At 67.6% G+C, this 14,531-nt stretch carries 14 protein-coding genes; 1 reads left to right on the plus strand and 13 read right to left on the minus strand.

The annotated features are described in order from the left end of the window. Positions 1-24 precede the first annotated feature (24 nt). From G8760_RS01510 to G8760_RS01550, 9 genes are all read right to left on the minus strand, one after another. Entirely contained in the window at positions 25-1,227 is a 1,203-nt protein-coding gene (locus G8760_RS01510; RefSeq protein ID WP_207781905.1) for an amidohydrolase family protein, read from the minus strand. Beyond that, on the minus strand, positions 1,224-1,811 hold the full coding sequence (locus G8760_RS01515; protein WP_166345611.1) for an amino acid synthesis family protein: 588 nt from the start codon (positions 1,809-1,811) through the stop codon (positions 1,224-1,226). The genes G8760_RS01510 and G8760_RS01515 overlap by 4 nt, the downstream gene beginning before the upstream one ends. Beyond that, positions 1,808-2,566, minus strand: a complete 759-nt coding sequence (locus tag G8760_RS01520) for an enoyl-CoA hydratase/isomerase family protein (protein ID WP_166345614.1) — start codon at positions 2,564-2,566, stop codon at positions 1,808-1,810. The genes G8760_RS01515 and G8760_RS01520 overlap by 4 nt, the downstream gene beginning before the upstream one ends. Next, positions 2,563-3,441 (minus strand): FAD binding domain-containing protein, encoded by an 879-nt coding sequence (locus G8760_RS01525; RefSeq protein WP_166345617.1) that lies wholly within the window; start codon positions 3,439-3,441, stop codon positions 2,563-2,565. Before G8760_RS01525 ends, G8760_RS01520 begins: the two co-directional genes overlap by 4 nt. 2 nt (positions 3,442-3,443) lie before the next feature. After that, on the minus strand, positions 3,444-3,953 hold the full coding sequence (locus G8760_RS01530; protein ID WP_166345620.1) for a (2Fe-2S)-binding protein: 510 nt from the start codon (positions 3,951-3,953) through the stop codon (positions 3,444-3,446). A gap of 111 nt (positions 3,954-4,064) precedes the next feature. Further along, positions 4,065-4,496: a carboxymuconolactone decarboxylase family protein gene (locus G8760_RS01535; RefSeq protein WP_166347814.1), complete on the minus strand. Its 432-nt coding sequence runs from the start codon at positions 4,494-4,496 to the stop codon at positions 4,065-4,067. Between the two features lie 135 nt (positions 4,497-4,631). After that, positions 4,632-5,915 (minus strand): TRAP transporter large permease, encoded by a 1,284-nt coding sequence (locus G8760_RS01540; protein WP_166345623.1) that lies wholly within the window; start codon positions 5,913-5,915, stop codon positions 4,632-4,634. A 25-nt stretch (positions 5,916-5,940) separates the two neighbouring features. Beyond that, positions 5,941-6,480, minus strand: coding sequence for a TRAP transporter small permease (locus G8760_RS01545; RefSeq protein ID WP_166345626.1), 540 nt, complete (start codon positions 6,478-6,480; stop codon positions 5,941-5,943). Between the two features lie 34 nt (positions 6,481-6,514). Next, on the minus strand, positions 6,515-7,612 hold the full coding sequence (locus G8760_RS01550) for a TRAP transporter substrate-binding protein (protein ID WP_166345629.1): 1,098 nt from the start codon (positions 7,610-7,612) through the stop codon (positions 6,515-6,517). A 399-nt stretch (positions 7,613-8,011) separates the two neighbouring features. Here G8760_RS01550 and G8760_RS01555 point away from each other — a divergent pair, with 399 nt between their 5' ends. Then, complete coding sequence (locus G8760_RS01555) at positions 8,012-9,115, plus strand: LuxR C-terminal-related transcriptional regulator (RefSeq protein WP_166345632.1); 1,104 nt, start codon at positions 8,012-8,014, stop codon at positions 9,113-9,115. A 52-nt stretch (positions 9,116-9,167) separates the two neighbouring features. On the opposite strand, the gene G8760_RS01560 is transcribed toward G8760_RS01555, so the two are convergent. From G8760_RS01560 to G8760_RS01575, 4 genes are read right to left on the minus strand one after another with little or no spacing between them, the layout of a single operon-like run. Beyond that, positions 9,168-10,904 carry a thiamine pyrophosphate-binding protein gene (locus G8760_RS01560; protein WP_166345635.1) on the minus strand — a complete coding sequence of 579 codons (1,737 nt, stop codon included), beginning with the start codon at positions 10,902-10,904 and terminating at the stop codon, positions 9,168-9,170. A 59-nt stretch (positions 10,905-10,963) separates the two neighbouring features. After that, positions 10,964-13,330, minus strand: a complete 2,367-nt coding sequence (locus G8760_RS01565; protein WP_166345638.1) for a xanthine dehydrogenase family protein molybdopterin-binding subunit — start codon at positions 13,328-13,330, stop codon at positions 10,964-10,966. After that, positions 13,327-14,127, minus strand: a complete 801-nt coding sequence (locus G8760_RS01570) for an SDR family NAD(P)-dependent oxidoreductase (protein WP_166345641.1) — start codon at positions 14,125-14,127, stop codon at positions 13,327-13,329. Before G8760_RS01570 ends, G8760_RS01565 begins: the two co-directional genes overlap by 4 nt. Then, on the minus strand, positions 14,124-14,405 hold the full coding sequence (locus G8760_RS01575) for a hypothetical protein (protein ID WP_207781907.1): 282 nt from the start codon (positions 14,403-14,405) through the stop codon (positions 14,124-14,126). Before G8760_RS01575 ends, G8760_RS01570 begins: the two co-directional genes overlap by 4 nt. Positions 14,406-14,531 lie beyond the last annotated feature (126 nt).

The following is a 14,531-nucleotide window of genomic DNA, read 5'->3' on the forward strand; positions in this document are numbered from 1 at the left end:
CGATCATGTGAGCGGACGGCGGTGTCAATGCGCCGGCTCCAGGTGCGGCAAAGCCGGCGCTACCGTGGCCAGGCGGGCCGCCCGCGGCGTGTTGCGGCTCAGCAGCGCGCGTACCTGCCCAGAGGTCACCACGGCGCTGATGCCCGGCAGGTCGCCGATGCGCAACGCTCCGAGGGCGTCGTCGGCCGTCGACCCCCATGGGGCGTCCATCACCACCAGGTCCGCGGCCGCCCCGGTCCGGAGGTAGCCGGCCGGCAGATCCCAGGTGGCGGCGTTGTTACCGGTGGCCGCGGCCCACACCAGGGCGGGGTCGACGCCGCCCAGCGAGCTCAGCTCGGCCACCGTTTTGAGCACGCCCAACGGCATCACACCGGTGCCGGTCGGGGTGTCCGAACCGATGACCACCCGGTGGAACTGGCCGTCGTCGAGGGCTTTGCGCAGGATCCGTACCGCTGAGCGCACGTTGCCGGCCTGGACCAGCTGCAGCGCCATCTGGGTCTGCTCGATGACGACGTCCACACCGGCCTCGTCCAGCGAGGTCGGCCCGCCGTTGATATGACCGCACACGTCCGGGGCCAACTCCAGCAGGTGCTCCGGCGTGATCGGCTTGCTCCCCGGGATGCTGGCCCCACCGGAGTGGCACATCACCGTGATGCCGTGCTCCTGTGCCCATCTGACCTGGTCGACGCCGTCGGACGGGTCCTCGTAGCGGCCGAAACCGAACTTGGCCAGGTGCACACCCGCGCGCTGCAGCTCCGCGAAGTCTTCACGCTGCAACGTCGGTTCGAGCACCACTGCCCCGGCATGCACCCGCATGCCGCCGGGACGCAGATTGTTGAAACACGCCCGGGCGGCGATGGCCAGCGCCTTGACGCCGGTGGCGTCGTGCGGGCGGCCGGGAGCGTGGATCTCACCCGGCGACACCACGCTGGTGATGCCGCCGTGGACGTAGCTGGCCAGGAAGTCGACGGTTTTCTGCCGCGGGGTGTAGTCACCCAGCACCACGTGGCAGTGCGAGTCGATAAGACCCGGCGCAACGGTGCTGCCACGCGCGTCGATCACGGTATCGGCGGCGTCGATCTCCGCACCGAGCTCGCCCTCCGGGCCGACAGCCGTGATGAGCCCGTCCTCGCACAGCACGGTATCCGCGGCGTCGAGCACCGGGTTGTTCAGGTCGCCCGAGAGCACCGTCCCGGCGCCGACGACGGCCAGCCGGGTCGCCGTCACGACGCACCGCCGGCTCTGACCTCGTCGACGCTCATTCCGCCCACCCGGGCGTTGATCCGGCCCCGGTTGGACACGGCAGCGATGATGACTAGCTCGTCCGGCAGCGGAGCGTCGGGTATCCGCATTTCGAGTGCGTCGTAGTGGCTTCTTACCCAGATCTCGTCCTTGAACGCGAGCGGCACGTCGATGATGGCGCCGGGTGCGGAGACCTTTGTCGCCGAGGTGATCCACGCCTTCCCGCCACCGATCGCCTCGCGGAACGCGTTGCCGAACACCGACGTCAACGCGGCGTTGACGTGCTCCTGCTCGCCGGAGGTACCTACCAGACCGGCTTTGCCGTAGCTCTCGACCGGTGCGCCCAGCAGCTTGGCGGCCTCGGTACCGAGGAAGGTCCCGATCTCGCCTGAAGCGTCGACCAAGAGAGTAAGGTCGGCTACGTAGCCTTGTCCCGCGAACGGATTGGGGCATACCGCGCAGACCGCGACCTTCCGCAGCGGGCCGGCGTCGTCGGACTGCCCGGCTGCCAGCCGGATCTCCTCTACCTGGGCGAACGTCTTGCGCACGGTGAGTGCGGTGCTGCTCATCGCGATCCTCCGCTGGACGGGTGGGGGGTGGCCTGGTCGACCATCTGGTTGACCAGTTCGGCGACGCCGAGCCGGACGGCGGTCCTCGGGGGCACCGTCGACGCGACGCCGATGAACGACTTGATGGTCCGCACGATCTCCGGTTGCAGCCGCGCGAGCTCCTCGGCTAGCGCGTCGACCGAGCCGTCGAGACCCTCGTCGTCGACGATCCGGGACACGAGGCCGAGCCGCTGCGCCTCTTCCGCGTCCACTTCCCGGCCGGTCAGCAGCAGGTCGAGCAGCGCCGTCCGGTTCAGCCGGTGCACGAAGTACGACGCCACGACGGTGGGTGCGATGCCGTGCGGCACCTCCGGGAACGCCAGCCGCGCCGAGCGGGCGGCCACCACCACGTCACACCGTCCGGCCAGGCTGGCACCGGCGCCTAGTCCCCGGCCGTGGACCACCGAAACGGTGAGCCCGGGAAAGTCTTCGACCAGCTCGTTGACACCTTGGACGCGGGCGAACTCGGCGTTGAGGATGGCGGGGGTGGGCGGGCCGTCGAGCCTCGGGCCTTGGCGGCCGAGGCAGAAGTCCGCTCCAGCGCCACGGAGGACCAACACGCGGGTATCGGCTTCGCGGGCAGCACGGATGCACCCGGCCAGCGCATCGAGCAACGTGGCGTCGAGTTTGTTGCCGGTGTCTGGGCGGTTCAGTGTGCACGTCGTAACTGTCCCCGTGCGCGTGACCAGCACGTCGTCGTCGCTCATGGCTTTCATTCCGTCCACCTCATTCCGGCCCGCGCCGCCGCACGGTGAAGGGCGCGGCGCGTAGCAATTTCGAGCAGGTGCGACCGGTATTCGGCCGGTGCGTGCAGGTCGTTCAGCGGTTCGACGCCGTGTGGTGCCAGCGCCGCGATCTCATCCAGCGACGACGGGTCCGCCGCCGCTCCGAGCAGCGCGTCCTCGACCGTGGTGAGCCGGCGCGGGGTAGCCGACACGCCCGTCATGGCCACCCGGGCGTGCTGGATGGTGCCGCCCTCGATGGCCAGCGCCGCTGCCACGCCGCACAGCGCGAGATGGCTGGCCGGTTGCTCGAACTTCTCGTAGGCCGCGCCCGTGCTGGGTGGCGGCAACGGTACGTCCACGGCGGTCAGCACGTCGTCGTCGGCCAGATCCGTCGAGAAGATGCCGGTGATGAAGTCACCCAGGGCGACGACACGTTCGCCGCCGCGCGAACGGATGCGCACCTCGGCGTCGAGTGCGAGCATGAGGGCGGGCAGATCGGCGGTCGGGTCGCCGTGGGCCAGGGCGCCCCCGACGGTGCCACGAGCACGGACCTGCTGGTCGGCGATCACCTCCAGCGTGTCCGCCAGGCCGGGCAGCAGGCTCAGCGTGCGCGGACTGCGCTGCAGCTCCCGGTAACTGGTGAGAGCCCCGATGCGGACGCCGGAATCGGTGCGCCACTGGCCGCGTAGTTCGGCGGCACCGGCCAGGTCGACCAGCATGGCCGGGGTGGCGAGGCGCAGCTTCATCATCGGCAGGAGACTCTGGCCGCCCGCGAGGAGTTTGGCGTCGCCTGGGTTCTGCTGGAGTGCGGTGAATACCCCGTCGAGGCTGGATGGGCGCTCATAGGCGAACTCTGCTGGGTACATCGTCAGTCCGCCTTCGCCATCGTCGGGCCCGCCTCAGCTGCTTTGCGGGCGGCGGCGACGATGTTCTGGTAACCGGTGCAGCGGCAGAGGTTGCCGTCGATACCGTGGCGGATCTCGTCGTCCGTCGGCCGCGGATTGTCGCGGAGCAGCTGCCGGACCGCCAGCACCATCCCCGGGGTGCAGAAGCCGCACTGCAACCCGTGTTCGTCCCAGAAGGCCCGCTGGACCCGGTCGAGGCCGCCGTCGGTGCTGGCCGACGCGTCTTCGATGGTCCGGACGGTGCTGCCAGCGGCCTGAGCGGCCAGGACCGTGCACGATTTCACCGCCACCCCGTCCAGCTCCACCGTGCAGGCGCCGCACTGTGTGGTATCGCAGCCAACGTGTGTCCCGGTCAGGCCAAGGTTCTCGCGCAGGAAGTGGACCAGCAGGGTACGCGCCGGCACGGTACGCACCTCGCTCCGTCCGTTGACCTCGAGATCAACGACGACGTCCGTGTTCCTCGCGGGATCCATCGCGGCTCCGATGCTCGTCGTTCTTGGTGGTTCGGTTGGTCCGGGGAGTTCATTACCCGGTGGTTCGTCACGCTACGGAAGCGGCCAGGTCAGGCACGTCCCCCTGACGGGTCAATTCCGGGTCTCCGGCAGGGCGTCCGGGCTGGGATCGATTCCCTCGGCCCCGACCACCTCTCGCCACACGTCGAAACCGTGCTGGAACGCCACCACCCCGGCCTGGGGTAACGCGATCTCGATCGCCTCGAGGATTTCCTGCGGGGTAGCACCGTGTTTGAGGGCGACCCGGATGTGGCTGGCGATGTGGTGCCGCTCGGCTCGCACGACGGTCAGGCTGAGGACGAAGAGCAGTTCCTTGGTCCGCCGGTCCAGCGACCGTTCAGCGAGGTAGGCCGCGGAGACCAGGCCGTCGGCGGCCTTCAGCACCGGCAGGTCCTGCGCCGCCATCACCTTGTGGTAGTCAAGGACGTATCCGCGGCGGCGGATCATGTCGTCGACATACTCCTGCCGCGCGTCGGCGTCATCCGCCGGCACCCGTTCCGTCATCCCATCAGCCTCCTTCTCGTCGTCCTTCTTGGTGATCGTCAGCATGTTGTAGTTGTTGCTCGGCAACGAAAACCCGCTGTTGATCACCAAATCGCAACCACAATGCGCTGACGATCACCGAGGGGTCGTGCCACATCAGGTGATGACCAGACCGGGCACAGCGATGAACAGGGCGATCGCCAGGGCATAGGGGATGAAGAAGACGACCGTGCCCTTGGACACCGACACCACGTCGAGGTCTTTGTCGAGCGCACTCACGATGTAGAGGTTCACTCCCACGGGTGGTGTCACGGCGCCGATAGTGGTAACCAGCGTGACGATGATGGTGAACCAGACCGGGTCGAACCCGAGCGATACCGCCAGCGGGAAGAAGATCGGAATGCTGATCACCAGGAACCCTAGGGCGTCCATGAACGCCCCACCCACCAGGTAGATCAACACCAGGATCAACAACACCACTGTCGACGGCACCGCGAGCCCCCCGACCCAGTCGGCCAGCTCGAACGGCAACCGAGTCAGGCTCAGGAAGCGGCCGAACACGACGGCCCCCGTGACCAGCAACACCACCATCGCCGAGATCCGCAGGCTGTCGACGACCGCGGACCACAACGCCTGCGGGGTGAGGCTACGACGCAACACCGCGATGACGATCGCCCCGAACGCCCCGACGGCGCCCGCCTCAGTGGGCGTGAACCAGCCGAGATACAACCCCCCAATGACGAGCGCGAACAGCGCCAACGCCTCAACCACCCCGGTGAGCGCCTTGAACCGCTCCCGCCAGCTCACCTTGGGACCCGGCGGCCCGAGTTCGGGACGACGCCAGCACACCACCAGCACTGTGGCGACGAGCAGCACACCCACCAGCAATCCAGGCACCAGGGCGGCGACGAACAGCCTGGCGATCGACTGCTCGGACTGGATCGCGATGATGATCAGCGCGGTGGATGGTGGGATGAGCACACCCAGCGTGCCGCCGATGGCTACACTGCCACCGCTGAGAGCCGGCTGATACCGGTACTTCTTCATCTCCGGCAGGGACACCGCACCCATCGTGGCCGTGGTCGCCGAATTGGACCCGGAGAAAGTCGAGAAACCAATGCTGGCCAGGATTGTCGTCGCCGCGACGCCACCCGGCAGGGAGCCGATCCATTTGTAGGCCGTGGCATACAAACGTTCGCTGATCCCGGACCTGAAGGCGATCTGGCCCATGAGGACGAACAACGGGATTACCGACAGACCATAGGAGGCGAACTGCCGGTAGGTGTCGGCAGCCAACAGCTGGATGGCGGCTGGCGCGCCGATCATGTAGGCGGCACCAACGACGCCGGCCAACATCAAGGCGAAGGCCACCGGCATCCGCAGCATCATGATGACGAGCATCAAGACGATGCCGATGACCGCGACGAGTGTGAAACTCACCAGGGACTCCTCGGGGACGGCGCGGTCACCAGATCGTCTCCGGCGAGTCCGACCGCAGGTTGCGGCGGATGACAAGTAGGTCGTTGACGAGGGCCAGCATGAGGCCCGCCACTCCGGCCGCCAGGACCAGCGCCACGGGCCAGAACGGCAGCCGCAGCGAGTCAGTCACGGCACCCTGGTCACGGAGGTTCAACCCATACGAGGTGAGCTGTTGCGCCAGCAAGCCGAACAGCACCACAGCCACGAGGGTGATGACACCGCCCACGTAGAGCTGGATACGCACCGGAGCACGCCGCATCACCAGATCGACGGCGATATGCGATCTCGAACGCTGCGCTTCGGCCAAGGCAAGGCCGTTCACCAGAACGGCGAGGAGCCCGACTACCTCGAACGTGCCGTGGTAGGGAGTGGCGAACATCCGCAAGCCGATGTTGCCGACCGTGATAGTCAGCATCACGAGCAGGACCACCCCGGCGACACTCGCCAGTGCCTTCGTCACCATGTCGATACCGCCCGTCAGGCGACCGCTGGTCACGCCGGGGTTGACCACCTCCGCGCCGGTCACGGTCCCTCCTTTGCCGCGGGTGCCGGTCACGTTGTCAGCGGTCCTCGCCGAACTCGGCCGTGTACTGCTCCTGTAGCTCGGTCATCCGGTCGAAGACCTCTTGCGGGTCGAAGCCGTTGCCCTCGACGTCGTCGGCCCAGGTGGTGATGAGCTCGCTGAGGATCTCGTCCCAGGCGTCCTGCTCACCTTCGTCGAGCTCGACGATCTCCACGCCGTGTTCCTCTTCCGCCCACTCCAGGGCGCCGCCGACGTTCTCGTCGTCGTGATATCCGGAGGCGAACTCCATCATCTCCTCGCGCAGACCCATGATCTCCGTCTGTACGTCTTCCGGCAGGGCGGCGAACTCGCCCTCATCCATCACGGCGACGAACGTGTTCGAGACGCCGAAGGCGTAGTCGGTGACGTAACCGACCTGCTCGGCCAGGCCGAAGTCCTGCAGCACCTCGCGGGAGGATACGTAGCCGTTGATGACACCGGTCTGCAGCCCTTCGGCGACCTCCGGCATCGGCATACCCACGGGCGACGCGCCCAGTGCCCGCAAGGCCGGCACCCCAGCTCCAGAACCGCGCACTTCCAAGCCCGCAAGGTCGTCGCGGCTGGAAACCGGACGATCCGACTGCAGACGGGCCGGTTCGGTAGTGAAGGCGGTGATGATCTCGTACCCGGCGAATTCCTGGGGCTCGAACTCGTCGAGTAGGTCGAGCAGGGTGCGGCTGGCGACCTTGGCGTTGGCGAAGCCGACTGGCAATGACACAACCGAACTCAGCGGGAAGCGGCCGACATCGTAGGCGGGTGAATCAAGCCCGACATCGGCGATACCGCCCCTGACGCCGTCGTAGATGTCGCCGGCACCCAGCAGCGTGCCGCCGGGGAAAAGCTCGACCGAGACGTGGCCGTTGGTGCGTTCATTGAGCCGCTCGGCCCACTCCTCCATCTGGACGGCGGGGAAGGAGGCAGCAGGTGCGAAGAACGCGTACCGAAGGGTGATCTCCGCGTCACCGTCGCCGACCTGTTCGGACCCACCGTCGTCGCCGTTAGTGCCGCTGATGGCTCCCTCTCCACATGCGGCCAGCAAAGCCACCGCGGCCACGCCCGCTACTAGTCGACTGCCGACCGATGTCGAACATCTCATGACTCTGACCTCCATGGCTCTTCGGTTCAGATGATGAGGAGGCTTCGACGCCTCCTACATTGGCTCACGTTGTTCGGGGAGCTCGTCGTGCAAACCGCTGCCAGATCCGAGAGACGCTACCGGCTGGGTGGGATGAGAGGTTCACCCAATCGGGTACATCCAGGAAGCCCATCTCTTGGCCGCCGGGTGGCACGACGCGGCCGCTGACGTCTCGCTGACGTTCAGCCCGATCCCGGCGCAGAGGCATTGACCAGGCCTGGCAGGGCTGTGCATGCTGCCTGGAACCTCTGCACCCGATGCCAGACCGGGCCAAAGGGGCGAGTCTTTCCTGCTCACCCAGGGGGCTCCGTCATTCCTTCGCCCGCACAGCACCACTGATCGAAGCCAGGGTGGTCGTGGATGAAGTCTCGGGCAACACAAGAGCAAGACGCACGGAATCGGTTCGCCGGCGCACTCCAATCGGCGCTGACTCTCGGCGAAGTCGAGAACGCGTTCTTCGACGTCGTGCAGGATGTGATCCCGGCCGGCGGATTCGGCCTGTACCGGCTGGACACCGAGTCGGGGAACGTCGTCAGCGTGCGCGCCGAAGTGGGCTCGGACTTTCTCGACGACTACGAGGAGTACGGGCGAGATGACGACCCGGTTCTCGACTTCGTGCTGGAACAGCGCCGCCCGATCGATTCGTCGCGCGCGGTGCCGGCCGATCGGTGGACATCATGCGGGGCGCGGTCCGCGCTCGGCGTCGGCGGCTACGCCCATTCACTCGAGGCTCCCGTCGTGGTGTCCGGCACGTTCTTCGGCACCATCAACTTCGCCCGCACCGAGGAACAACCCAGTTTCGACGACGACGATCTCATCGCCGCGCGTTTCGCCAGCGAACAGCTCAGCCTCGCCACCGAGCGTGCCCTGCGGTTCGAAAGCACTGGTCATCGCGCCAGCATGCTTGAACACGTGCTAGACCGGATGCCGCAGGCCGTCGTCGTCACCGACCTCAGCGCACAGGTGCTGTACCGCAACCGCATCGCCCGCGACGAGCCCTGGCTGACGGTGTCGCCGGACGCGTTGGGGCGGCTCGGTCCGGTGGACGAGAGCATCGCCGAGGCGATGGAGGAATTCCGTCGGGACGGGAAACGCGTGCACACCCGCAGCCTGCGCGACCAGCGATCCGGCCGTCAGGTGATCGTCAAGTCCTACCGGTTGGCTGACAACGACGACGCCGCGGTGACCCTGATTTTCAACTGTGGCCAGGAGAAGGTCGAGCGGCTGCCGCTGTGGGACGTGTTGTCGCGGCGTGAGCAGGAGATCGCCGAACTGGTGAGCCAAGGGTTGACCACCAAGCAGATCGCCGAACGGGCCTTCGTCACCGAGAATACGGTCAAGCAGCACCTCAAGCGGGTGTTCGCCAAGACCGATGTCCGCAACCGCGCCGAGCTGATCCAGCTCATCTGGTCGTCCGGCAACCGAGGCGCCGACGGCAGCCGGGCAGGCACCGCCGCAGGTTGAACCCACGGATCGACCGCTTCACCTCCACTCCCCATCCCCGGATGGAGGGTGGTCAGTGGCCTTGGAAGTCTTGCTCAGCCCAGTACCCGACCACGTCGGGATCGATCTTCGCGTCGACGATCATCGGCCCGTCCGGCTTCTCCAACCAGGCCGCCACCGGCGCCAGGTCAGCCACATCCCGCACTGTGACACCACCAGCGCCGGCTCCCCGCGCCAGCGCGGCGATGTCCGTCGACGGGAACCGCACCAGTTCCAGCCCGGCACCGCTGCCGCTGAAATGGTGCACCTCGGCACCGTAGGCGGCGTCGTTGTACACGACGACGAGCACCGGAAGCCGCAGCCGGACCAGGGTCTCAAGCTCGGAGACACTCATGAGGAATCCGCCGTCGCCCGCCGCCAGGACGGTCAGCCGATCCGGCCGAGCGATCCGCGCACCGACCGCCGCGGCCAGGCCGAGGCCGATCGATTGGAAGCCGGCGCTGGTGAACACGAACCCTTCCGGATCGGGCACCGACCAGCACGTGACCGGCCAGCCGAGAAAATGCCCACCGTCGACGACGATGGTCCGCTCCGCGGGCAGCATCGTCTCCAACTCCAGGGACAGCACCCGTGGGTGGATCACGTCGGTGTGCACACTCCCCGGGTCAACCGTCTGTGCTCGGCCGTAACGGTGAATGCGGGCGCCGACGGTTTCGGTCCGCCAGCCGGGGTACGCCGGGCCGTCATCGTCGCGGGCCGCCAGCTCGTCGAGGATCGCCCGGGCGGTCTCGTCGGAATCGCCGAGCACACCGACGTCGACCCGTTCAGTCAGCCCGAGCGCACCTGGGTCGACGTCGACCTGTACGACGACAGCATCCGGGTTCACCAGCCGCCCGTGCCGCAGGGTCCACGTGGTGAACGAGCATCCGAATCCGATGACGACGTCGGCCTCCCGCATCAGTTCCGCTGCCTCGTCGGAGGCGAACCCGCCCGCGATCCCGAGCGTCCACGGGTCCTCACCGAAGAATCCATTCGCCACGGCCGTGGTGGCCAGCAACGCACCAACACGTTGCCCGAGTTTTAGCAGCGATCCGCGGGCGCCCGACACCACGGCGCCGCGCCCGGCGATGATCAGCGGCCGCTGTGCCGTCGCCAGCAGATTTGCCACACCCTCAACCGATACCCGGGTGGGCGCAGGCACACGTGACATGCCGGTCCCGTCCGTCGCCAACCCAGCTGGCGCGGCGACGTCGACCGCCTGGATGTCCAGCGGCAGGTTAAGAACCACGGGGCGACGCTCCACCCACGCGCGACGGTAAGCCCGGATCGTGTCCTCGACCACCGTCTCCGGCCGGTGCACCTGCTCCACGGCGGCACCAGTGCGCTCGATCAGCCCAGCCTGGTCGACGTAGAAGTTGGATCTGATGGACCCGGCAGACGTCTGACCAGTGATGACGAGCAATGGCGTCCGGCTCTTCACCGCGTCCACCAGGCCGGTGATCGTGTTGGTCAGCCCCGGGCCTTGATGCACGCTGCACACGGCCAGCTCACCGGACACCCGGGTATAACTATCCGCCATGGTGACCGCCGCGCCCTCGTGCCGCGCTCCGACGTAGCGGGCACCGGCCGCGATCAAGGCCGCTGTCGGCACGAAGTTCCCACTCCCGACGACGCCGAACACCTGTCGCACGCCGAGGCGCCACAACGTCTCACCAACCAACTGCCCGGCCGGCGTCCTACCGCTCAGGGGTGGCCCGCCAGCTTTCGGACGGGTCCGCTCGACGACTTCTCCACTGGTACGGGCTTTCATCGATCCGTCCTTCGCTGATCGTGGATCATGATCGTGCACCTGGAGCCGCCTGGTGCCTCTCAAGCGGTCGCATCCGCTGCGCGCAGGGCCCCCCAGACGCGCTCCGGGGTGAACGGCATGTCGAGGTCACGCACACCCGCCGGGCGGAGCGCGTCCAGCACAGCGTTGGCGATCGCCGGCGTCGACCCAATCGCGCCGCTCTCCCCGATGCCCTTCACGCCCATCGGGTTGACCGGTGTGGGGGACGTCGCGCGGGCCGTACGGATCACCGGTGTTTGGCGCGCCGTCGGCACGGCGTAGTCCATCAACGACGACGTCAGCGGCTGCCCGTCGGCGTCGTAAACCACCCGCTCGAACAGCGCCTGCGCGATGCCCTGCGCGACGCCGCCATGCACCTGCCCGTCGGCCACGAGTGGGTTGATGACGGTGCCGCAGTCGTCTACGGCAACGAAGTCGGTGACGTCGACGTGGCCGGTCAACCGGTCCACCTCCACGACGCACGCGTGTGTCCCCGAGGAGAACGTGTAGTTGGGCGGGTCGAAGTAGCCGGTCGCGTCCAACCCGGGCTCCTCGCCCTCGGCCAGCGGTTTCATCAACATCAGCGCCTTGGTCGCGATGGCGGCGAAGCCGATGCGCGTCGCCGGCACGCCCCTGACCTGGTAGCCGCCGGACACCTGCTCGACGTCCTTCTCGTCAGCCTCCAGCAGTTCCGCCGCCCATCGCTTCGCCTTGGCCACCACTTTCCGGCAGGCCAGCAGAACAGCGGTGCCGCCGACCGCCGCGCTACGCGAACCGAACGTGCCGAACCCGAACGGGGACGTCTCGGTGTTGCCGTAAATGATCGAGATGTCGTCATACGGTATCTGCAGCGCGTCCGCCGCCACCTGTGCGAACGTCGTCTCGTGTCCCTGCCCGTGCCCGCACGTGCCCATCGAGATGGCGACCTTGCCGGACGGGTGGACCCGCACCGACGCACTCTCCCACAGGCCCGGCGAGCCTTCCATCGCGGCTACTGCTGACGGGGTCACCCCACCGATCTCGACGTACGATGCCACCCCCACCCCGATCAGCCGTCCGTCGTCATTACCGCTGCGCTGCAGGGCACGCACGTCGTTGTACCCGATCTCGTCCAGCGCCGTCCGCAGGGCGGCCGCGTAGTCGCCGCTGTCGTAGTCCAGCCCGGTCGGCGTGTGCCACGGGAACGCGTCGGCCGGGACGTAATTACGACGACGCACCTCAGCCGGGTCCAGGCCGAGCTCCGCGGCCACCTCGTCGATCAGCCGCTCGGTGTAGTACGTCGCCTCCGGCCGCCCGGCGCCCCGATACGGACCGGTGGGTGTGGTGTTGGTGAACACCCCGACGATCTCCACGTCGATCGAATCGAAGGCGTAACTCTGCGGCAGCAGCGGCCCGGTGCGCCCAATGATGGTTCCCGACGAGTTGGGGTACAGGTACGCGCCCATGTTCCCGAGCACGCGCCCCCGCATGGCGGTGATCACGCCGTCGTCGTCGAAGGCCACCTCCAGGTCGGCGACGTGATCGCGGCCGTGTGTCGTCGCGAGGAAACTCTCGGTGCGCTCCTCGACCCACTTGACCGGCCGGCCCAGATGCTTGGCAGCGTAGGCGATCGCGGCCTCGTCGGGATACATCGGCTCCTTGGCGCCGAACGCACCGCCGACATCACCCGCGTCGACTCTGATCAGGTGTTCCGGCATCCCCAGCACCTGGCCGATGAACCACCTGGTGTGGTGCGGACGCTGAGTGGTGATCCAGACGTCCATGACCTGCTCGTGCTGGTCGTACGCTGCGATCATGCCGCGCGGCTCCATCACGAACGGCGCTACCCGGTGGTTCACCAGGCGGCGACGTAGGCGGTATGGCGCGGCGTCGAAGGCCGCAGCGGTGTCGCCACCGGTGTAGGCGGTGCGGAAGCAGCAGTTGTCGTCGAACCCTTCATGCAGGACGGGCGCGCCGTCAGCAACGGCGTCTTCAACCAGACACACCGCCGGGAGGGTCTCGTAGGACACGTCGACCGCTTCGGCACCGTCGGCGGCGGCCGCGGGTGATTCGGCGACGACGACGGCCACCGGGTCACCCACCCAGCGGACCGTCCCCGACGAGAGCACCGGCAGCTCCGGCAACGGCACACCAAGGCTGGGCGGCTGCCGGATCAGCGGGATCGGGTGTACGTCGTGGAGGTCGTCGGCGGTGATGACGGCAACCACCCCGCTCATCGCCAGTGCGGTGCTGGTGTCGATGCCGAGCAGCCGCGCGTGCGCCACCGTGCTGCGCACGAAATGCGCGTACAGCTGCCCCTGCAGGGTCCGGTCTTCGAGGAAACGTCCGCGTCCGGTCAGGAACCGCGGATCCTCGCGTCGCCGGACCGCCTGCCCGACGTACGGCTGCGGGTGCTCGGTGGTCGTCATATGCGGCCTCCGTCGGTGTTGATGACCACTCCGGTGACGATGCGAGCGGCGGCCGGGTCAGCCAAGTACACGTACGCTCCAGCGTGATCGACGGGTTCAGCCAGCGTCTGAAGAGCGTTACCAGCTGTGATCCGCTGGTCGCGGCCGTCGACCCGATCAGCGGTCAGGTCCTGATCCAACGTGCCGAGGCCGCCGAGCTTCGTTCCCGACGTTCCGCCCGGTGCTACCCCGTTCACGCGCACCTGCGGGGCCAGATCCTTGGCCAAGTGAGTGACCACACCACGCAGCGCCCATTTCGAGCTGCCATACAGCACTCCGCCGCCCTCGGGATAGAACGCGGACGCGGAGAGGGTGAGCGTCACCGACCCGTTGGCCGCACGCAACGATGGGTAGGCGATGTTGATGGCCAGCAGACTGCTGAGCACGTTGGTCCGCCAGATCTCCTCGGCCGCCGCACAGACGTCGGCCGAGGTGAGCTCCCGGAGGGAAGCGTAGTAGTCGAACACGCCAACCCCGCAGGTCAGGTGGTCGATTCCGCCGCCGGATGTCGCCGCGGCCCGGACCACCTCGGCGACGTCGTCGGGACACGTAGCGTCGCCATGAATAACGTGGACGGCGTCGGGATGGTCGGCGGAGAGCTGTCTCGCGTGCTCCGCTGATCGTTCGAGGACGGTTACCTGTGCCGCCTCGGCGACGTACGCGTCGACCACTCCGCGGCCGATTCCTGAGCCACCGCCGGTGACCACGATGCGTCGCCCCGCCAACCGGCCACCCGCCGCCGCGTTTTGACTGGTCATCCGCCGGGCTTCCGGGCCAGCATTTCGGTAAACGTCTCCGGTTCCTGGTAGCTCAGACAGTCCAACTCGACAGCGTCCAGTTGGACGCGGGTCCCGCGGCGCGGTGACCAGATGTCGAGCCGCATCCCGTTGCGGGTGAGGACGCGGCTGACCACAACGTCGGCGAACTCGTTGGCGATCAGGATGGGCCCGTCGACGCCACCGTCGAGCGGAATCTCGTTCGGCAATGCCGATGCCTCTAACTGTGCCCCCGCGGCTGCGGTGTTCTCGTCGTCCATACTCAGCTCCGCTCCACTTCCCGGTGATCGTTAACCGATCTCCGCCCTCCGACCCGGTGATCGTTGCCGGATCCCTGTCGCTATGACGACGCAATTTCGGCAACGATCACCAGGGAGTGGGGCGGG

This window comes from Phytoactinopolyspora limicola (genome assembly GCF_011320225.1).
GTDB classification, from domain to species: domain Bacteria; phylum Actinomycetota; class Actinomycetes; order Jiangellales; family Jiangellaceae; genus Phytoactinopolyspora; species Phytoactinopolyspora limicola.

Excerpts from the sequence above, each read along its gene's own strand:
- G8760_RS01535 (WP_166347814.1), bottom strand. The coding sequence starts at position 4,496 with ATGACGGAACGGGTGCCGGCGGATGACGCCGACGCGCGGCAGGAGTAT.
- G8760_RS01555 (WP_166345632.1), top strand. The coding sequence starts at position 8,012 with ATGAAGTCTCGGGCAACACAAGAGCAAGACGCACGGAATCGGTTCGCC.
- G8760_RS01575 (WP_207781907.1), bottom strand. The coding sequence starts at position 14,405 with ATGGACGACGAGAACACCGCAGCCGCGGGGGCACAGTTAGAGGCATCG.
- G8760_RS01570 (WP_166345641.1), bottom strand. The coding sequence starts at position 14,127 with ATGACCAGTCAAAACGCGGCGGCGGGTGGCCGGTTGGCGGGGCGACGC.
- G8760_RS01515 (WP_166345611.1), bottom strand. The coding sequence starts at position 1,811 with ATGAGCAGCACCGCACTCACCGTGCGCAAGACGTTCGCCCAGGTAGAG.
- G8760_RS01525 (WP_166345617.1), bottom strand. The coding sequence starts at position 3,441 with ATGTACCCAGCAGAGTTCGCCTATGAGCGCCCATCCAGCCTCGACGGG.
- G8760_RS01550 (WP_166345629.1), bottom strand. The coding sequence starts at position 7,612 with ATGAGATGTTCGACATCGGTCGGCAGTCGACTAGTAGCGGGCGTGGCC.
- G8760_RS01565 (WP_166345638.1), bottom strand. The coding sequence starts at position 13,330 with ATGACGACCACCGAGCACCCGCAGCCGTACGTCGGGCAGGCGGTCCGG.
- G8760_RS01530 (WP_166345620.1), bottom strand. The coding sequence starts at position 3,953 with ATGGATCCCGCGAGGAACACGGACGTCGTCGTTGATCTCGAGGTCAAC.
- G8760_RS01560 (WP_166345635.1), bottom strand. The coding sequence starts at position 10,904 with ATGAAAGCCCGTACCAGTGGAGAAGTCGTCGAGCGGACCCGTCCGAAA.
- G8760_RS01520 (WP_166345614.1), bottom strand. The coding sequence starts at position 2,566 with ATGAAAGCCATGAGCGACGACGACGTGCTGGTCACGCGCACGGGGACA.